Origin of the sequence: Rhizobium sp. RAF36, assembly GCF_052114105.1 — a bacterium.
In the GTDB taxonomy this organism is placed as follows: Bacteria; Pseudomonadota; Alphaproteobacteria; order Rhizobiales; family Rhizobiaceae; genus Rhizobium.
Map to the genome: position 1 here is coordinate 366,159 of NZ_JBFREC010000002.1, position 14,193 is coordinate 380,351.

Sequence of the window (14,193 nt, forward strand, 5' to 3'; positions counted from 1 at the left end):
GATCAGGGGACGATCAGCGTGCCCGCACCATGTTCGGTGAAGATTTCGAGCAGGACGGAATGCGCCGTCTTGCCGTTCAGGATGACGACGCCCTGGACGCCGGCCTTGATGGCGTCGATGCAGGTCTCGACCTTCGGGATCATGCCGCCGGAAATCGTGCCGTCGGCAATCAGGGCATGCGCCTGTGCGACGGAGAGTTCCTTGATCAGGTTGCCCTGCTTGTCGAGGACGCCCGGGACGTCTGTCAGGAACAGCAGGCGGGTGGCGTTCAGCGCACCGGCGATCGCACCTGCAAACGTATCGGCGTTGATATTGTAGGTCGCGCCGTCACGGCCGGGAGCCACCGGCGCGATGACCGGGATCATCTCGGAGCGGGCGAGCAGATCGAGCAGCGTACGGTCCACTTCGACGACTTCGCCGACGAAGCCGAGATCGAGAACGCGCTCGATATTGGAATCCGGGTCCTTGATCTTCTTCTGCGCCTTTTCGGCGAAGACCATGTTGCCGTCCTTGCCGCAAAGGCCGATCGCCCATTCGCCCGTCTGGTTGATGAGCGCGACGATCTCCTTATTGATCGAGCCCGCGAGAACCATTTCCACGATCTCGACGGTCTTCGCGTCAGTGACGCGCAGCCCGCCTTCGAACTTGGATTCGATGCCCATCTTGGTGAGCATGGCGCCGATCTGCGGGCCGCCGCCATGGACGACGATCGGGTTGACGCCGGATTGCTTGAGCAGCGCGATGTCGCTGGCGAAAGCCTTGCCGAGCTCGGGATTGCCCATGGCGTGACCGCCATATTTCACGACGATCGTCTTGTTCTCGTAGCGCTGCATGAAAGGCAGCGCCTGCGCCAGAAGATGCGCCTGCATTTCGCTTTCGGACTGGTTCATGGCTTACCCCGCAGAATGGATCGCGGGCCTTTTATCTCAAGTTTTTGACAGATGGAATAATGCGTTGCGCATTAGTTTGACGGCCTCTTGTCAATTTTGCGCCCGTCCCTCTATGTAAGGATATATTAGGGAGAGCGGCAGCGGCATGACCGGCGATGAACTCGCAAGACTGATTGGCCGCGTGGCGATGTCCGACCGGCAGGCCTTCGTCGCCCTTTACAGGGAAACGAGCCCGAAACTTTTCTCCATATGCCTGCGTATCTTGAAAGACAGGGCGGAAGCCGAAGAGGCGCTGCAGGAGATCTATGTGAAGATCTGGCAGCGTGCCAAGGTTTTCGCGTCGTCGCAGGGCGCACCCACTGCCTGGCTTGCGGCAATAGCGCGCAACCAAGCGATCGATACCTTGCGCGCGCGAAAGCCCGTCAGTGACGAGCTCGATAGTGCCTATGATCTTGCCGACTCCGCACTTGATCCGGAAAAGCAAGCTGTGATGAGTGATGAAGGAAGGCGGATTGACACCTGCATGGAAGAGTTGGAAGCTGACAGGGCGACGTCGGTTAGGCGGGCCTATGTCGAAGGACTGAGCTACCAGGAACTTGCCGACCAATTCGGCGTTCCGCTCAACACCATGCGTACATGGCTGCGGCGCAGCCTTTTGAAGCTGAGAGAGTGCATGGAACGATGACATCGCCCGATCAAAGCAAGGGAGGCCGCTCTCGCGACGAAGTGCTCGCAGGCGAGTATGTGCTTGGCGTTCTCTCTTACCAGGATCGGCGGGTTGTCGAAGAGCGCATGCGCCGTGACCGCCAGTTTGCGGCGATCGTCAGCCGCTGGGAAACCAATCTTTCCGCTTTCAACGACGAGTATGAGACAGTTGCGCCGAGCCGCGAAACCTTCAAGCAGGTCGAAGCCCGTCTCTTTGGCGATCCCGCGCACGCGCCGTCTTTCTCGCGCGGTCTGTGGAATTCGGCGGTCTTCTGGCGTTCGCTGACTTTCGCCTCGTTGGTCGTTGCCGCCGGAGCGATCATCTTCGCCTCCGGCATTGTACCGCCGTCACAGGGGGCGGCACCACTGGTGGCGGAACTGTCGGCAGTCGGCAGCCAGGTCAATCTGCTGGCGTCGTATCAGGCCGATACCGGCCACCTGCGCATTATCCCGGTCGCCGCGGGCAAGCCGGAAGAAAAGTCGCTGCAGCTCTGGCTCGTTCCGGGCAGCGGCGGGCCGCAGTCGCTAGGCGTGTTCCAGCCGGGCGAGGGCGGTGAGCTGGTCATCCCGGCAAACCTGCGCAGCCAGATCGGCGAGGGCGCGACCTTCGCCGTAAGCCTCGAGCCGTTCGGCGGCTCATCGACGGGCGCTCCGACGGGACCCGTCGTCGCCAGCGGCGCGGCACACCGCCCGTAAAATTCTTTCCTGTCTCCGAAACTCTTTTCCGCTGCCGCCCGTAGCTTCAATGACCGGGCAGCACGAGGCATCAGGCCAGTGTCCTGCAGCCGGCGTCGAGGAGAACAATCATGATCACGTCCGCTTTGCGCACCATCGCGCTTGCCACTGCCGTGTCCGCAATCGCCTTTGCAGCGCAGGCCAAGAATCCGATGGTCGGTGGTGCCGCGATGTACCCCACCAAGAACATCGTCGAAAACGCAGTGCATTCCAAGGATCACACCACGCTGGTTGCCGCGGTCAAGGCGGCGGGCCTGGTCTCGACGCTTGAGGGCAAGGGGCCGTTCACGGTGTTTGCGCCCACCAATGAAGCCTTCGCAGCTCTTCCGGCCGGGACCGTCGATACGCTGCTGAAGCCCGAGAACAAGGCGCAGCTCACCAAGGTTCTGACCTGCCACGTCGTCGCGGCCGACGCGATGTCGAAGACAGTCGCCAAGATGATCAAGGATGATGGCGGCGAGCACGACATCAAGACGGTCGGTGGCTGCATCATCAAGGCCAAGGAAAGCATGGGCAAGATCACGCTGACCGATGAAAACGGCGGCGTCGCTCATGTGACCATCGCCGACGTCAAGCAGTCGAACGGCGTGATCCACGTCATCGACAAGGTGCTTCTGCCGAAGATGTAAATGATTGCAGGCAGGAGAATGTGGGGAGGCGTCTTTCGGGGCGCCTCTTTCACTTCCAGTTGCTGATTTCCACCGTTTCGGCAATCGCCTGCCTGAGGTCATCGAGCCCCTCTGCCTTTTCGGACGAGGTCGCGACCACGAACGGGTAGGCTGCGGGCCGCTTCTTGATCTTCTCGAGCGTCTCCGCGAGCAGCTTCACGACCGCCGGCGGTTTGATCTTGTCGGTCTTGGTCAGGACGATCTGGTAGGAGACGGCTGCCTTGTCGAGCAGCGTTAGCACGTCCTCGTCGTTCTTCTTGATACCGTGACGGCTGTCGATCAGCACATAGACGCGCTTCAGCGTGGCGCGGCCACGCAGATAGTCGAAGACCAGCTTCGTCCAGGCGTCGACATGATCCTTCGGTGCCTGGGCATAGCCGTAGCCCGGCATGTCGACGAGCGCCATCGGCGGCATGTCGCCTTCGGCGCCGGAATAGCCGTCCGGAACGAAATAATTGAGTTCCTGGGTCCGTCCCGGCGTGTTCGAGGTGCGCGCCAGCCCCTTGTGCCCGACCAGCGCATTGATCAGCGACGACTTGCCGACATTCGAGCGTCCGGCAAAGGCGATTTCGAATGGGCCTTCCGGCGGCAGGAATTTCATGGAGGGCACGCCACGGATGAAGATCCAGGGCCGCCCGAAGAGGGGCTTATTGTTCTTTTCTGTCATGGGCTGCCTTATAGATCATTTCTGCCGCCAAGAAAAAGCCCCGCCGGAGCGGGGCTTTTCTAAGTCTACTTGGATGGCGCCGGTTTTCGTTTGAAGACGCCCTTCAGATTGTCGAAGAGCTCGATCTTCACGCCGTGGCGCTTCATGATCACCGACTGCTGGATGACCGAGAGCGTGTTGTTCCAGGCCCAGTAGATGACCAGACCGGCCGGGAAGCTTGCCAGCATGAACATGAATACCAGCGGCATCCACGTGAAGATCATGGCCTGGGTCGGATCCGGCGGCGTCGGGTTCATGCGCATCTGCAGGAACATCGTGATGCCCATGATCAGCGGCCATACGCCGAGATGCAGCAGGGTCGGCGCCTCGAAGGGAAGCAGGCCGAAAAGGTTGACGATCGAGGTCGGATCGGGAGCCGAAAGGTCCTTGATCCAGCCGAAGAACGGCGCGTGTCGCATTTCGATGGTGATGTAGATCACCTTGTAGAGCGAGAAGAAGATCGGGATCTGCAGCGCGATCGGCCAGCAACCAGCGACAGGATTGATCTTCTCGTCCTTGTAGAGCTGCATCATCGCCTGTTGCAGACCCATGCGGTCGTCGCCGAATTTGGCCTTCAGCTCTTCCATCTTTGGCTGCATGCGCTTCATGTTCGCCATCGAAGCGTACTGCTTGCTGGCGAGCGGGAAGAACAGTGCCTTGACGACGATGGTGGTCAGCAGGATCGCCACGCCGAAATTGCCGAAGTAACGGAAGAAGAAGTCCATCAGTTTGAACATCGGCTTCGTCAGGAAGTAGAACCAGCCCCAGTCGATCAGGCGATCGAAGCGCGGGATCTCGTAGGAGGCCTCATAGCCGTCGATGACGGGAACTTCCTTGGCGCCGGCGAAGACGAGGCTCTTCAGCTCGACGGACTGGCCGGGAGCGATACTGACGGCGTCTTCCTTGTAGTCAGCCTGATAGCTCGGCTGCGTGCCCGGATAGTAGGCGAAGCGCGCCTCATAGGCGGACTTCTGCGGCGGAACGATCGTTGCCGCCCAGTATTTGTCGGTGATGCCGAGCCAGCCGCCGGTGGACTTGGCAGGCGTAACGGCTTCCTTCTCGACAGCCGTGTACTTGCTTTCGACCAGACCGTCTTCGCCGATGACGCCGATGAAGCCTTCATGCAGAACATAGACCGAAGGCGTGGTCGGCTTGTTGTAGCGCGTGACGCGGCCGTAGGAAGAGATCGCCGCTGCAGCCGCACCGCTGTTCGTCACCTTGTCGGCGATGGTGAACATGTAGCGCTCATCGACCGAGATCGTGCGCGCGAAGGTCAGGCCTTTGTCGTTCGTATAGGTGAGCGTAACGGGCGTCTTTTCCGTCAGCTTCGCGCCTTCCGGTGCCGTCCACACGGTCGATGCGCCCGGAACGGTACCGGTCTGATCGTTGCCGACGTAACCCAGTTCGGCAAAGTAGCCGTCCTTGGTTTCAGCTGGCGAGAACAGCGTGATGATCGGGCTGCTCTTGTCGACGGTCTCGTGATAGCCCTTGAGCTTCAGGTCGTCGAGGCGCGCACCGGTCAGGTTGATCGTGCCCGAAAGAGCCGCGGTATCGATCGCGACACGCGGCGACTTGGCGAGCGCTTCTTCGCGCGTCGCGACCGTTGCCACCTGGCCGCTCGGAGCAGCGCCGTTCGTCTGAGCCGGCTGTGCGCCACCGGCGGCAGGCGTCTGCGTCTGCTCGGTGGTCTGCTGCGCCTTCTGAGCTTCCTGCGCCTTGCGCTGCGCTTCGATGCGCGGATTCATATAGAGGAACTGCCAGCCAAGAACGATCAGCACCGAAAGAGCGATCGCAATGAAATAATTGCGGTTGTTTTGCATCATACGTTCCTGGAGCGGTCTTCACTCGACCGCTTTTGTTTCGGCTTGTTTTCAACGCGGGCTTTGAGCTCCGCAGTCAATTGTTTGAAAGATGCCTTCAAGACATCCCTTCTCGCGACAACCACATAGTCGTGTCCGGCTTGCATTGCAAACCCTGCATGAAGCCGCACCGCCTCTTTAAGACGCCGCCGCATGCGGTTTCTTTCGACTGCGTTGCCGTGTTTCTTGGTGACTGTGAAGCCGACGCGGGCTTCGGTGTCGGGTTCCTTGCGGTCGAGTACCTCGAGCAGGAAGAAGCCGCCCCTGCGCTTTTCGCCCACGCGAACAGCAAGAAACTGCGGGCGGCTTTTCAGCCGCCCGACAGTCATTTCTTCTTGTTCTTTTTTGGTCGTCAATTCGCCCGCCATCTCTTATCGGGCAATTCCGGCCTTAAGCCGAAAGACGATTGCGGCCACGTCCGCGGCGAGCGGCGATAACCTTGCGGCCACCGGCAGTAGCCATACGTGCACGGAAACCGTGGCGGCGCTTGCGGACAAGCTTGGATGGTTGGTAAGTACGCTTCATTTATTTTAATACCGCGGAGTGCGGCCCTTCTTACGTTTTGCAAAGTGCAAGGAGCGTTATTTTTGCGAACGGGCGAGGCCAAAAGACCTATAGTGACCGGACGTGCGGCGGCTTATAGGGACGGTCGCCAAAAAAGTCAATTATAGCCGTAAAAATCGTCCACGCGGCCTGCCCGCTAAAGCGCCAATGTGCAAAAAGTCGCATCAGGGTGTTAACGACTACGACAATACCCCCATGAGGTTGAATTTTGCCGAAGTTCTTCTGAGGCAGCCACGATTTCCCATTGGTTCGGTCTTGCTGATTGCAATTTTTGCGAAAAATCTGCTGTGAGCCCGAATAATAGGGATAATTTCTTGTAGTCGTAATAGCTAAAATCCGAAACATAACTTTAAGAAATTTCGCCGATATTTTGGTCATTCGGCTGGGAATTTGCTTTCCAGTCTCTCTTCACCCCCTAGGGAGACTATACTTTGAAAATTCGTGGAAAGATCAATTTGCTTGTCAGCGTTATGGCTGGCGTTGCGCTGGTCATCGGCGCGACGGCATTGTTCGCTATGAACGAGTATAACAATAAGCTGACCGCCTATGAAAGCGCTTCCAGCCGCGCTTATGCCGGCGAGCGTCTCAATCGTTTCGTCACGGCAACCGTGATGGAAGCCCGTGGCATTTATGCCTCCAAGGAGATCAAGGACGTCGCTCCTTTTGCCAAAGGCATCAACACCGATCTCGACGAGATCGACAAGGTGATCGCTGGCTGGGCGCCGCTGGTTCCTGAGAGCCAGAAGGATAGCTTCGGCAAGCTCGTCGATCGGTCCAAGGAATTCCGCGCCTTCCGCACCGAGACTGCACGTCTCGGCACCGAAGTCGGCCCTGCAGCCGCAAACGATCAGGGCAATAACGACGCCAACCGCGCCAACCGCAAGGCCTTCCAGGCCGAGATCGACGCAATCGTCAAGACCGACAAGGCCGAACTCGATGCCGTCGATGACGAGATCGAGGCTTTCCGCAACTCTGTCTTCTGGCTTGTGCTTGCGATCACCACGATCGGTATCGCTGCGGGCGTCGGCCTTGGCTTCTATATCGGCACCAGCCACCTCAGCCGCCCGATCAAGAAAGTGACGACCGCGATCAAGGAAGTCGCCGACGGCAATTTCGAAGCCGAAGTGCCCTATGCAGGCCGCCAGGATGAAATCGGCGACATGGCCGCGGCCGTTGCCGTCTTCAAGGAAAACGGCCTCGCCATCAAGCGCCTCAACGCCCAGGAAACGGCGATGCGCGCCAAGAGCGATGACCTGCAGTCGAGCATGTCCGTCGTCGTTGCCTCCGCTGCCGCCGGTGATTTCAGCCGCCGCATTGAGAAGGACTACGAGGACGAGAGCCTCAACCATTTCGCAGGCAACATCAACTCGCTGCTCTCCAGCGTCGACACCGGTGTCAACGAAACCCGCCGCGTCATTGCAAGCCTTGCCGATGGTGACCTGACGCAGACGATGCGCGGTGAGTTCCAGGGCGCCTTTGCCGAACTGCAGCAGAACGTCAACAGCACCTTCGTCACCCTGCAGACGACGATGCGCGAAGTTCGCGAAACGACCGAAGCCATCAACGGCAACACCAACGAACTGCGCGTTGCGACCGACGATCTGTCGAAGCGTACCGAGCAGCAGGCTGCCGCACTGGAAGAAACCTCTGCCGCTCTCGACGAAATCACGGCGGTTGTCCAGAACTCGACCGAGCGTGCCCAGGAAGCCAGCGTCATGGTTTCCGAAGCCAAGGACAAGTCGGGTGCATCCGGTGTCGTCGTCCGCAATGCGGTCGATGCCATGGGCCGCATCGAGCAGGCATCCCGCGAGATCAGCCAGATCATCAACGTCATCGACGAGATCGCCTTCCAGACCAACCTGCTGGCGCTCAATGCAGGCGTTGAGGCAGCGCGTGCCGGCGAGGCAGGCAAGGGCTTTGCGGTTGTCGCTCAGGAAGTCCGCGAACTGGCTCAGCGTTCGGCAACCGCTGCCAAAGACATCAAGGCGCTCATCACCAAGTCGGGCGATGAAGTCAATGTCGGCGTGAAGCTGGTGCAGGCAACCGGCGAGGCGCTGTCGGAAATCGAGACCCGCGTCATCGCCATCAACGACCACATCCATTCGATCGCAACCGCGGCGAAGGAACAGTCGACCGGCCTCAAGGAGGTCAACACGGCGGTCAACCAGATGGATCAGGTGACGCAGCAGAATGCGGCAATGGTCGAGGAAACCTCTGCCGCGACCCACAAGCTCTCTGCCGAAGCCGATGGCCTCGTCCGCCTCATCTCGCGCTTCAAGGTCTCCAACGCCCCTGCACCGCAGGTGGCCGTCGCCCGCCGCGAAGAACATCGCCCGGTCGCGTCTCCCGCGCGCCGCGCTATGAACACCGTCGCCCGCGCCTTCAACGGCAATGCGGCGGTCGCCGAGCAGAGCTGGGAAGAGTTTTGATCTCCGGATCCAGAGCTTTCTAATCGGAAACGCCGCCTTCGGGCGGCGTTTTCTTTTGTGACGACTTGCCGCGCCTCGCGAAGATTTGAAAGCAGATCGCAAACCGTCTATTATAAGTCTCTGCCTCGCAGGCGCTTGCGCCGAACGGAAACAGCGATGCCGGTGCAAGACCAAAGCGAAATGCCAGTGAATATGACGGCTGCGGGCGGCGAACGCCCTGCAGGGTGGTTTGGCGGGCTCTCCGGCAAGCTGCTCTGGATGACCGTGCTTTTCATCATGCTGGCCGAAGTTCTGATCTTTTTCCCGTCGGTTGCCAGCATGCGCATCCGCTGGCTTGACGACAAGCTCAACACCGCTGCCGCTGCCGCCATCGTCATCGATGGCCTTCAGCCCGTCGAGCTGCCGCGCATGCTCCAGAAGGAAACCCTGGAGGCAACCGGCACCAAGGCGATCGTACTTCGCAAGGACGGCACCTCGCGGCTTCTGGCCATGACCGAGATGCCGACCTCCGTCGATGAGCAGTACGATCTGACGAAAGTCACTCCCGTAAACGCCATCTGCGATGCGCTCGATACGCTGATCTTCGGCGGCAACCGGATGATTCGCGTCTATGGCCCGGTCGGCGATACCGCGACGGGCGTCGAAGTGGTGATGAAGGACAGGGCGTTGCGCAATGCGATGTTCGTCTATGCACGAAACGTTCTGCTTCTGTCGGTCCTGATCTCGCTGTTCACCGCAACGCTGGTTTTCTTCGTTATCAACCGCATCCTGATCCGCCCGATCCGCAATCTGAGCGGCAGCATGCAGCAGTTTTCGACGGATCCGGAGAACCCGCAGAACGTCTTTGTCGGCGATGGCGGACGGGACGAGCTGGCAGTCGCCGGCCGTCATCTGACGGCGATGCAGATCGAATTGCAGAAGACCTTGAAGCAGCAGAAGAACCTTGCAGCGCTCGGCCTTGCCGTCTCCAAGATCAATCATGACATGCGCAACATTCTGGCTTCGGCGCAGCTGATGTCCGACCGTCTCGTCGATGTCGACGATCCGATGGTGAAGAGTTTTGCGCCGAAGCTGCTCAGAACGATCGACCGCGCCGTCGGCTACACGACCGAAGTCCTGTCTTATGGCCAGACAACCGAATCGGCGCCGCGCCGCCGCCGAATCCGGCTGCTGGAATTGACCCAGGACGTTCGTGACATGCTGGCCATCGATCCGGCCAGCGGCATCGAATTTCTGGAGCAGATGCCCAGCGACATCGAGATCGACGGCGACAACGAGCAGCTCTTCCGGGTGATTCACAATCTCTGCCGCAATGCGCTGCAGGCGTTGATGATGCCGGGCGAACTCGGTGCCGATGGCGTCAAGCGCATCACCGTCTCCGCGCAACGCGTCGGCAGCGTGGTCAGCATCATCATCGACGATACCGGTCCTGGCATGCCGCTGAAAGCCCGCCAGAATCTTTTCACCGCCTTCCGCGGCTCGGCCCGCTCCGGCGGCACCGGCCTCGGTCTGGCGATTGCCCGCGAGCTTGTGCTTGCCCATGGCGGCACGATTGCACTTGTGGAAAAGCCCTCAGCGGGCACGCAGTTTCGCATCGAAGTGCCGGATCGCCCGGTTTCGCTGGAAGATTATCGCGCGCGCAGCCACGCTGAAAAGTAAAGCAAAATTCACAGATCAGCTCTGCAGATCGAAAGTCGCGATTTTTTCACAAAGCCTATTGCATTCCCCCGGAGGAGGCTTTAGAGGATCGCCACGCAAGCGGTTCAGCCGCTTCGAGACGCACCCGTAGCTCAGCTGGATAGAGCACCAGACTACGAATCTGGGGGTCAGGAGTTCGAATCTCTTCGGGTGCGCCACTCATTTTCTTTCCTTGAAAATCATCGACTAGCCTAGCTTCGCGCAACCTTGAGCGGCTATCTGCGTCTGGCGCCGGATTGTCCGGAGGCAGGCAGGAGTGAATGCGATGAAGGCAAGAATGTTGGTTGCGGTGTCGGTTGCTGGAGCGGCAGCCTTGCTTTCCGGTTGCGTCGATCGGGCCAACTCTCCGGTTCTTTATCCCGTCGGTACGCCGGTCAATCCATCCTTCGTCGCGCATACGATGTGCATGGGCGAAGGTAATGCCGCCTATGACGAATCCATGCGGCTCTACAAGGGGCGCTCGCAGATCAGCGGCCAATACGACCAGAGCGAGGGCGAGGCCGTGTCGCGTAGCGCTGCCCGGCGGGCCTATACCGCCTGTGCTTCGTCCGAAGGCTATCGCGCCGTTTATGATCAGTAAGGCGCTACACGCTTCCTCTCGACACTAGGAGCGGACTTCACCGGCGCCCGATCGCACTGTGGCTGAAAAGGCAGCTGCCGCGGCAGCAGACATATTGCCTTCGGCGAGCTGCCTGCCCATGTAAAGCTGGCACGGAACGGGATCGTTCCGCCTGCAGGAGGCTGACGCCGCCGGCGCTGTCATCAGGCGCCAGGGAGCACGTCGCCAGCTCAGCGACTTCGCTTGTTTTTACGCATCCATACGAGAGGAAAGACCATGTCCGTTTTGAATGCTGCGCAATCCGGGACCTTCAAGATCGGCGGCGATCTCGAGGTCAACCGTCTGGGCTTCGGCGCCATGCGCGTCACCGGCCGGGGTATCTGGGGTGAACCTGCCGATCACGCCGAATCCATCCGCACGCTGAAGCGTCTTCCAGAGCTTGGCGTCAATTTCATCGATACGGCCGATTCCTATGGGCCCGACGTTTCCGAATGGCTGATCAAGGAAGCCTTGCATCCCTATAGCCACGGCTCGGTCATCGCCACGAAGGGTGGCTTGACCCGCCATGGTCCGGACATCTGGCTGCCGCTCGGCCGCCCAGAATATCTGATCCAGCAGGTGCACAAGAGCCTGCGCAATCTCGGGGTCGAACAGATCGATCTCTGGCAGCTGCACCGCATCGACCCGAAGGTGCCGGCCGGCGAGCAGTTCGATACGATCAAGTCGCTGCAGGCCGCCGGGCTGATCCGGCATGCGGGATTGAGCGAGGTTTCGGTGGCCGATATCCAGGCCGCATCGAAATACTTCAAGGTCGCAACGGTCCAGAACCGCTACAACCTCGTCGATCGCACCAGCGAGGACGTGCTCGATTATGCCGAAAAGCACAATATCGGCTTCATCCCGTGGTATCCGCTTGCTGCAGGCGATCTGGCAAAGCCAGGCTCGCTGCTGGATACGATCGCCAGGAAGCACAATGCCGCGCCAAGCCAGATCGCGCTCGATTGGGTGCTGAAGCGCAGCCCGGTGATGCTCCCGATCCCTGGCACCTCCAAGGTCAAGCATCTGGAAGAAAATGTCGCAGCTGTCGGCATAACGCTGTCCGAGGAGGAATTCGCTGCCCTCGACGCGGAAGGCAGGAAGCTCTTCAAGGCCGCTTGACGTCATCATCGGGACGCGGCGGCAATTAGGCTGCCGTGTCCTTCTTCACGATCAAACTCTGCGCAGATATTTGACCACCTGATTAAAATTGCTGCAAAATGAGGCGTCTTCTCAAGATTGATACAGTTAGTCATGCGTATTGTGCATTGCTGCGTTGCGGTATTATCCCTATTCCTGACCAAATGAATGGGCTATCTATATCCCCGTAAGCAGCGCACTCCTCCTCCCAGCGCTCTTACGCCGACTGGTAACACTCCTCCTCCCAGTTGCCAGTCAAGATCAAGAGCTCGGTGCACCTCCTCCCGCACCGAGCTCTTTTCTATTTCAGCTCTCGAAAATTATTCGCCGATCCGAGCCACGCCGGTCTCGCCGTTGTCGCGCGTCCACTTTACCTTGCCAGCGCCCGCCCGCTCCAGCAGGAAGCACATCGGTGCGCCCTTGTACCAGGTCTGGAACTTCTGGCAGAGCTGGTCCGATTGGATCCACCATTTTCCGGTATCGCTGGGCTTGAAATAGCGCCCCAGGCCGATCGCCTTGCCGCTGCCGTCCACTGCGCCTGACGTGTGATAGTTGAGCGGCAGTTCGCCGCCGAGCGGTGTTGCGAGATAGATCGTCCTGCCAATGATGTCGCGGCGGATATCGTCTTCGGCGAGACGTTCCGCGCGGGCGAGGGATGGAAGCAGCAGGGTCGTCGAAGCAAGGGCGATAAGAACGGCTTTCATGGCGTCCATCCGATTTGTCCCGGGGTCAGAGGCAGTAACGGCAAAGCCGGGCGCAAAGTTTCATCATGGCCGCGATCGCTGCCTTATTTGACTCCGCTCCTGCCGGCGTCTTATTTGAGCCGGAGCCGCATCGCCGGTATTCGAAGAGGAGAATGCATGCTGGGCGGCTCGGAAGCCATGCGCAGGACGCTTGCGGCGGTGATGCTGTCGGCCTTTGTCCTGTCGGGATGTGGTGGCCGCGCGACCGGCGTCATGACGCCAGTCGGATCCGTTCAGCCCGGCACATCGCAGGTCAATCTGCTGGTCGCCACGACGCGCGCGCCGGATACCGATCCCGGCGTGCTGTTCTCCGGCGAGCGCGGCACCGGTCTCATGGTCAATGCCGTTGATGTCTCGATCCCTCCGGAGGCCAACCGCAAGGTCGGCCAGGTTCAGTGGCCGACGCGCCTGCCCGCCGATCCCCTCCGCAATTTCGTGACTGTTTCCGTTGATCCACTGCAGGGCGAGAAGGCAGGCGAGGGATGGCTGAAGGGCCACATGCCGAAGAGCCGCCGCGTGCTGATCTTCGTGCACGGCTTCAACAACCTCTACGAAGATGCCGTCTACCGCTTTGCGCAGATCGTCCACGATTCGCATGCGGATGTGGCGCCGGTGGTCTTTACCTGGCCCTCCCGCGGTTCGATCTTCGATTACAATTACGACAAGGAAAGCACCAACTATTCGCGCGATGCGCTGGAGGAGCTTCTGCGGCGCACGGCCGATAACCCCGCCGTCAGCGACGTCACCATCATGGCCCACTCGATGGGAACCTGGCTGACCGTCGAGGCGCTCCGGCAGATGGCGATCCGCGACGGGAAAGTCGCGTCGAAGATCAACAACGTCATCCTGGCCTCTCCCGATCTCGACGTGGACGTCTTCGGCCGCCAGTTCGCCAGCCTCGGCAAGGAGAAGCCGCATTTCACGATCTTCGTGTCGCGCGACGACCGGGCACTGGCGCTCTCGCGCCGCATCTCCGGCAATGTCGATCGCCTCGGCCAGATCGACCCTTCGGTGGAGCCCTATCGCAGCAAGCTGGAAGCCGCCGGCATCACCGTGCTCGACCTGACCAAGCTGAAGGGCGGCGACCGGCTGAACCACGGAAAGTTTGCAGAAAGCCCTGAAGTCGTGAAGCTGATCGGCGATCGCCTGATTGCAGGTCAGGCCATCACCGACTCGAATGTCGGTCTCGGCGAGGCCGTCGGAGCTGTTGCGATCGGTGCCGCGCAGACCGTCGGCAGCGCCGCCAGTGTTGCCGTCAGCACGCCGATTGCGATCTTCGATCCGCGCACCCGGCGCAACTATGATGCGCAGCTGAAGCGTCTCGGCCAGTCGGTGGAAAACACTGCAGGCTCCGTCGGCGACAGCGTCGGGGCAGGGCTGCCGAGCCAGTGAAAATTTCCATAGGCAAGGTCCGCGATCTGATATATCACGTCGATTGACGGTGGCTGCAGGCGGCCCCGC

14 protein-coding genes and 1 tRNA gene are annotated in these 14,193 nt (G+C 60.1%); 9 read left to right on the plus strand and 6 right to left on the minus strand.

Going from position 1 to position 14,193, the window contains the following annotated elements; genetic code table 11:
• Window positions 1-2: 2 nt before the first annotated feature.
• Window positions 3-890, minus strand: coding sequence for an acetylglutamate kinase (argB, locus tag AB4Z25_RS07730; protein ID WP_112514072.1), 888 nt, complete (start codon window positions 888-890; stop codon window positions 3-5).
• A gap of 145 nt (window positions 891-1,035) precedes the next feature.
• Between argB and AB4Z25_RS07735 the strand changes: the two genes are divergently transcribed.
• The 3 genes from AB4Z25_RS07735 (at window position 1,036) to AB4Z25_RS07745 (ending at window position 2,959) form a co-directional block, all read left to right on the plus strand.
• Window positions 1,036-1,575, plus strand: coding sequence for a sigma-70 family RNA polymerase sigma factor (locus tag AB4Z25_RS07735; RefSeq protein WP_112538453.1), 540 nt, complete (start codon window positions 1,036-1,038; stop codon window positions 1,573-1,575).
• Window positions 1,572-2,291: an anti-sigma factor domain-containing protein gene (locus AB4Z25_RS07740; protein WP_112538454.1), complete on the plus strand. Its 720-nt coding sequence runs from the start codon at window positions 1,572-1,574 to the stop codon at window positions 2,289-2,291. Before AB4Z25_RS07735 ends, AB4Z25_RS07740 begins: the two co-directional genes overlap by 4 nt.
• Before the next feature lie 110 nt (window positions 2,292-2,401).
• Entirely contained in the window at window positions 2,402-2,959 is a 558-nt protein-coding gene (locus tag AB4Z25_RS07745) for a fasciclin domain-containing protein (protein ID WP_112444477.1), read from the plus strand.
• A gap of 49 nt (window positions 2,960-3,008) precedes the next feature.
• On the opposite strand, the gene yihA is transcribed toward AB4Z25_RS07745, so the two are convergent.
• The 4 genes from yihA to rpmH all read right to left on the minus strand — a co-directional run bounded on the left by yihA (window position 3,009) and on the right by rpmH (window position 6,088).
• Complete coding sequence (yihA, locus tag AB4Z25_RS07750; RefSeq protein WP_112538455.1) at window positions 3,009-3,665, minus strand: ribosome biogenesis GTP-binding protein YihA/YsxC; 657 nt, start codon at window positions 3,663-3,665, stop codon at window positions 3,009-3,011.
• A 65-nt stretch (window positions 3,666-3,730) separates the two neighbouring features.
• The gene (gene yidC, locus AB4Z25_RS07755; RefSeq protein ID WP_112538634.1) at window positions 3,731-5,524 is read right to left on the minus strand and encodes a membrane protein insertase YidC; all 1,794 of its coding nucleotides are present in this window, start codon (window positions 5,522-5,524) and stop codon (window positions 3,731-3,733) included.
• On the minus strand, window positions 5,524-5,931 hold the full coding sequence (rnpA, locus tag AB4Z25_RS07760) for a ribonuclease P protein component (RefSeq protein ID WP_112538456.1): 408 nt from the start codon (window positions 5,929-5,931) through the stop codon (window positions 5,524-5,526). The genes yidC and rnpA overlap by 1 nt, the downstream gene beginning before the upstream one ends.
• Before the next feature lie 22 nt (window positions 5,932-5,953).
• A complete protein-coding gene (rpmH, locus tag AB4Z25_RS07765) occupies window positions 5,954-6,088 on the minus strand; it encodes a 50S ribosomal protein L34 (protein WP_112385299.1) in 135 nt (44 codons plus the stop codon).
• A gap of 470 nt (window positions 6,089-6,558) precedes the next feature.
• Here rpmH and AB4Z25_RS07770 point away from each other — a divergent pair, with 470 nt between their 5' ends.
• The 5 genes from AB4Z25_RS07770 (at window position 6,559) to AB4Z25_RS07790 (ending at window position 11,971) form a co-directional block, all read left to right on the plus strand.
• The gene (locus tag AB4Z25_RS07770; RefSeq protein ID WP_442207923.1) at window positions 6,559-8,556 is read left to right on the plus strand and encodes a methyl-accepting chemotaxis protein; all 1,998 of its coding nucleotides are present in this window, start codon (window positions 6,559-6,561) and stop codon (window positions 8,554-8,556) included.
• A gap of 156 nt (window positions 8,557-8,712) precedes the next feature.
• Window positions 8,713-10,215 carry a sensor histidine kinase gene (locus tag AB4Z25_RS07775; RefSeq protein ID WP_112538458.1) on the plus strand — a complete coding sequence of 501 codons (1,503 nt, stop codon included), beginning with the start codon at window positions 8,713-8,715 and terminating at the stop codon, window positions 10,213-10,215.
• 120 nt (window positions 10,216-10,335) lie between these two features.
• Window positions 10,336-10,412 (plus strand) — tRNA-Arg (locus tag AB4Z25_RS07780).
• A gap of 107 nt (window positions 10,413-10,519) precedes the next feature.
• A complete protein-coding gene (locus AB4Z25_RS07785; RefSeq protein WP_112538459.1) occupies window positions 10,520-10,834 on the plus strand; it encodes a hypothetical protein in 315 nt (104 codons plus the stop codon).
• A 255-nt stretch (window positions 10,835-11,089) separates the two neighbouring features.
• Complete coding sequence (locus AB4Z25_RS07790) at window positions 11,090-11,971, plus strand: aldo/keto reductase (RefSeq protein ID WP_112538460.1); 882 nt, start codon at window positions 11,090-11,092, stop codon at window positions 11,969-11,971.
• A gap of 338 nt (window positions 11,972-12,309) precedes the next feature.
• Here AB4Z25_RS07790 and AB4Z25_RS07795 read toward each other — a convergent pair whose 3' ends face one another.
• Complete coding sequence (locus AB4Z25_RS07795) at window positions 12,310-12,693, minus strand: hypothetical protein (RefSeq protein ID WP_112385395.1); 384 nt, start codon at window positions 12,691-12,693, stop codon at window positions 12,310-12,312.
• A 177-nt stretch (window positions 12,694-12,870) separates the two neighbouring features.
• On the opposite strand from AB4Z25_RS07795, the gene AB4Z25_RS07800 reads away from it, so the two are divergent.
• Window positions 12,871-14,124, plus strand: coding sequence for an alpha/beta hydrolase (locus tag AB4Z25_RS07800; protein ID WP_405049581.1), 1,254 nt, complete (start codon window positions 12,871-12,873; stop codon window positions 14,122-14,124).
• Window positions 14,125-14,193 lie beyond the last annotated feature (69 nt).

Excerpts from the sequence above, each read along its gene's own strand:
- yihA (WP_112538455.1), bottom strand. The coding sequence starts at position 3,665 with ATGACAGAAAAGAACAATAAGCCCCTCTTCGGGCGGCCCTGGATCTTC.
- argB (WP_112514072.1), bottom strand. The coding sequence starts at position 890 with ATGAACCAGTCCGAAAGCGAAATGCAGGCGCATCTTCTGGCGCAGGCG.
- AB4Z25_RS07735 (WP_112538453.1), top strand. The coding sequence starts at position 1,036 with ATGACCGGCGATGAACTCGCAAGACTGATTGGCCGCGTGGCGATGTCC.
- AB4Z25_RS07745 (WP_112444477.1), top strand. The coding sequence starts at position 2,402 with ATGATCACGTCCGCTTTGCGCACCATCGCGCTTGCCACTGCCGTGTCC.
- AB4Z25_RS07795 (WP_112385395.1), bottom strand. The coding sequence starts at position 12,693 with ATGAAAGCCGTTCTTATCGCCCTTGCTTCGACGACCCTGCTGCTTCCA.
- AB4Z25_RS07790 (WP_112538460.1), top strand. The coding sequence starts at position 11,090 with ATGTCCGTTTTGAATGCTGCGCAATCCGGGACCTTCAAGATCGGCGGC.
- rnpA (WP_112538456.1), bottom strand. The coding sequence starts at position 5,931 with ATGGCGGGCGAATTGACGACCAAAAAAGAACAAGAAGAAATGACTGTC.
- AB4Z25_RS07775 (WP_112538458.1), top strand. The coding sequence starts at position 8,713 with ATGCCGGTGCAAGACCAAAGCGAAATGCCAGTGAATATGACGGCTGCG.
- AB4Z25_RS07785 (WP_112538459.1), top strand. The coding sequence starts at position 10,520 with ATGAAGGCAAGAATGTTGGTTGCGGTGTCGGTTGCTGGAGCGGCAGCC.
- AB4Z25_RS07740 (WP_112538454.1), top strand. The coding sequence starts at position 1,572 with ATGACATCGCCCGATCAAAGCAAGGGAGGCCGCTCTCGCGACGAAGTG.
- AB4Z25_RS07800 (WP_405049581.1), top strand. The coding sequence starts at position 12,871 with ATGCGCAGGACGCTTGCGGCGGTGATGCTGTCGGCCTTTGTCCTGTCG.
- rpmH (WP_112385299.1), bottom strand. The coding sequence starts at position 6,088 with ATGAAGCGTACTTACCAACCATCCAAGCTTGTCCGCAAGCGCCGCCAC.
- yidC (WP_112538634.1), bottom strand. The coding sequence starts at position 5,524 with ATGCAAAACAACCGCAATTATTTCATTGCGATCGCTCTTTCGGTGCTG.